At 38.5% G+C, this 3,543-nt stretch carries 3 protein-coding genes; 1 reads left to right on the top strand and 2 read right to left on the bottom strand.

The window, feature by feature from the left end:
* The coding region (gene lpxB, locus ACILQF_RS11790; protein ID WP_395627603.1) for a lipid-A-disaccharide synthase at nt 1-857 on the bottom strand (857 nt) is incomplete at its 3' end.
* A gap of 12 nt (nt 858-869) precedes the next feature.
* On the bottom strand, nt 870-1,637 hold the full coding sequence (gene surE / locus ACILQF_RS11785) for a 5'/3'-nucleotidase SurE (protein ID WP_395627602.1): 768 nt from the start codon (nt 1,635-1,637) through the stop codon (nt 870-872).
* A 317-nt stretch (nt 1,638-1,954) separates the two neighbouring features.
* Here surE and ACILQF_RS11780 point away from each other — a divergent pair, with 317 nt between their 5' ends.
* The gene (locus tag ACILQF_RS11780; protein WP_395627601.1) at nt 1,955-2,962 is read left to right on the top strand and encodes a proline iminopeptidase-family hydrolase; all 1,008 of its coding nucleotides are present in this window, start codon (nt 1,955-1,957) and stop codon (nt 2,960-2,962) included.
* Nucleotides 2,963-3,543 lie beyond the last annotated feature (581 nt).

Here is a 3,543-nt window from a genome sequence, read left to right as displayed (position 1 = left end):
GCAATGGAAATGGAATTCCCTTTATAAACTACTACTTGTGGGGTTTTCAAAAGTGCGGTTTCTAAAGTAGCTGTTCCAGAGGTAACCACCGCAGCTTTTGCATTAAGTACTAAATTATAGGTGTCATTAAAAATGATTGGTATTGAATAATTACCTAGGTATTGTTCATAATCCTTTTCCGAAAAAGATGGCGCGCCAGCAATGGCAAATTGAAATTCTGGAAAACGTTCTACTATCTTCAGCATCTCTGGTAATACACGTTCCAATTCCTGCCTTCTACTTCCCGGGAGGAATGCAATTAATGGTCTATCATCTAAACCATAATTGGATTTAAAATTGGCATTCGGCTTATTTAAAGCAATCGCATCGAGTATAGGATTTCCCACATAATCTACCTCCATTCCCCATGATTTGTAAAAATCGACTTCAAATGGAAGTATACAAAACATACGGTCGACAATCTTCTTGATTTTTAAAACCCGCTTTTGATTCCATGCCCATACTTTGGGTGAGATATAATAAAAAACAGGAATTTCATGGGTTTTGGCGAAATCTGCAATTTTTAGGTTAAAACCGGGGAAATCAATTAGAATAAGTACGTCTGGTTTATTAGCCAAAATATCCTGCTTGGCCATTTTAATATTTCTCAAAACGGTACCCAAATTGGTTATTACCTCAACAAATCCCATAAACGCCATTTCTGAATAGTGCTTTCTTAGGGTTCCACCCTCTGCCTTCATCAAATCGCCGCCAAAATAATTAAAAGAGGCATTGGCATCATGCTGCTTCAAAGCCTTCATCAGGTTTGATCCATGTAGATCTCCCGAAGCTTCGCCGGCAATGAGGTAATAATTCATAGATCTATTTAATTAAAAATCCCAAGTATTTAAAATCGGAATCGCATGGTGGGCAGTCATGTCAAACTGTACCGGAACAATAGACACATAATTATTTTCCAGAGCCCAAACATCTGTATCTTCACCATGATCGTTATTTTGAAAAACACCTGTTAGCCAGTAATACTTTCTTCTATTCGGATCGCTACGTTCATCAAACTCCTCTGCCCATTTTGCATTTGCTTGTCGGCAGATTTTAATACCCTTCAAACTTGCCCCTCTTGGGAAATTCACGTTCAAAAGCGTCCCCAATGGTAAATGCTTAGCCAAAACTTGTAAAGTAATAATTTCAATATATTTTCTGGCGTGACTAAAGTCGGCCTCGTTTGAAAAATCATCTAATGAAAATCCAATGGATTGAATACCTTCAATGGCACCTTCTACGGCCGCCGACATGGTCCCGGAATACAATACATTGATTGAATTGTTTAGTCCGTGGTTAATTCCAGAAACACATAAATCCGGTTTTTTACCCTTAAAAACCTTATTTACAGCAAGCTTCACACAATCCACAGGTGTGCCAGAGCATTTATACATCTCCACACCCTCATACAAATCTACTTTATCAAGTCGCAAAGGCTTAGCAATAGTTATGGCATGACCGGTACCCGATTGAGGGCCATCAGGTGCTACAACAACTACATGGCCAATGCTTTGCATTACTTCTATCAGAACTTTTATTCCTGGCGCAGTGATTCCGTCGTCATTAACGACCAAGATGGTTGGCTTCGTTTTTTTCATTTGCACGAAAATACGAAAGAAAATTGAATTGGGATGATGTAGGGACGGGTCGCAACCTGCCTCAACCAAAAATGCGGTAACTTTTAATTATATGATTACCTATAGAAATTTATTTAGCAATCATAAAAATATCTTTTGGATCAATTTTTAAATATTTATGTATTTTTAGTTTAATATTTACATTTAAAGGGATGAATTGGAACAATTTGACCTCCATCTCAAAATCAAGCTAAATATTAAGCCATAAATTAAGATTCTATTACAAAAATCATAGTCAAGGGCATTAGCCAAATTCACCAATAAATAAACACCATTGCATGAAAAAATTAATTTTACTATGTCTTGTTATTCTAATACTGAGTGCATGTACACAAAGAGCAGAGACACTAAAAAATTATTTCACCTACCCAGATAGTATAGAAACTGCCGGGGTGAAAATGATTCCTATTCAAACTCCTTCAGGGACGTTCAAAGTCTGGACAAAACGTTTTGGGAATAATCCCAAAATTAAAATTCTTTTACTCCATGGTGGGCCAGCAATGACACATGAATATATGGAATGCTTTCAAACTTTCTTTCAAAGGGAAGGTTACGAATTTTATGAGTATGATCAACTAGGTTCGTATTATAGTGATCAACCAAAAGATACTACACTTTGGAAGATTGATCGTTTTGTGGAGGAGGTTGAGCAAGTGCGAAAAGCTATTGGTGCTGACGAGTCCAATTTTTACATATTAGGTAATTCTTGGGGTGGTATTTTAGGAATGGAATATGCGCTGAAATACCAAAAAAACATGAAAGGCCTTTTGGTATCAAACATGGTAGCAAGCGCGCCTGAATACGGTAAATATGCGGCAGAAGTGCTAGCAAAACAGATGAAACCAGAGGTTTTAACTGAAATTAGAGCAATCGAAGCAAATAAAGATTTTAGCAATCCTCGTTACATGGCATTACTAATTCCAAACTTTTACAACAAACACATTTGTCGTTTAAAGGAGTGGCCTGATGCCGTTAATCGTTCATTTAAACATGGAAATAACTCAATTTATGTACAAATGCAAGGGCCAAGTGAATTCGGGATTGGCGGACTATTAGAAAAGTGGGATATTAAAAATAGATTAAAGGAAATTGCTGTTCCAACTCTAATGATTGGTGCCAAATATGATACTATGGATCCTAATGCAATGGAAGAACAAAGTAAATTGGTACAAAACGGATCCTACCTTTACTGTCCGAATGGTAGCCATCTTGCAATGTGGGATGATCAAAAAATTTATATGGATGGCGTAATTTCTTTTATAAATAAAATTAATACTGGCAAATAAAAAAACACTTTAAAATTCTTGCAAGCACCGAAAAAGAAACTTGTAATTGGGAAGAAGAACATTGAACTTTTGAATTATTCAGGAAGTATTTTTGGTTATTTATATTTCGCCTTAGGCATAGGTCGCGCCTTGTCCCTACGGCGAAATTGTGATTTTTAGGAGAGTATAAGATTCATTAAGACGGGCTTCGAGAGCCTCAGCCAGCGGTGCTAAGAGCCATAGACAGCGGTGCTAAGAACCTCAGCCAGCGGTGCTAAGAGCCATAGCCAGCGGTGCTAAGAGCCATAGCCAGCGGTGCTAAGAGCCATAGCCAGCGGTGCTAAGAACCTCAGCCAGCGATATCGAGAGCCTCAGCCAGCGGTGCTAAGAGCCATAGACAGCGGTTAACAAAAGTCCCTCTTCCAGATGTCGCCAGCCTGACAACGGACAACTGTGAACGGACAACTGAGGGCAGCCAAATAACAACTCATTCCAGATGTCGCCAGCCTGACAACGGACAACTAAATTGTCTGAACTATGATTTTTAGGAGAGTGTAGATCCCTTAAGACGGGCTTCGAGAGCCTCAGCCAGCGGTGCTAAG

This window comes from Daejeonella sp. (assembly GCF_044232565.1).
In the GTDB taxonomy this organism is placed as follows: Bacteria; Bacteroidota; Bacteroidia; order Sphingobacteriales; family Sphingobacteriaceae; genus Daejeonella.
Note: the sequence above shows the minus strand (reverse complement) of the source record. Positions and strands in the feature narration are given on the sequence as shown.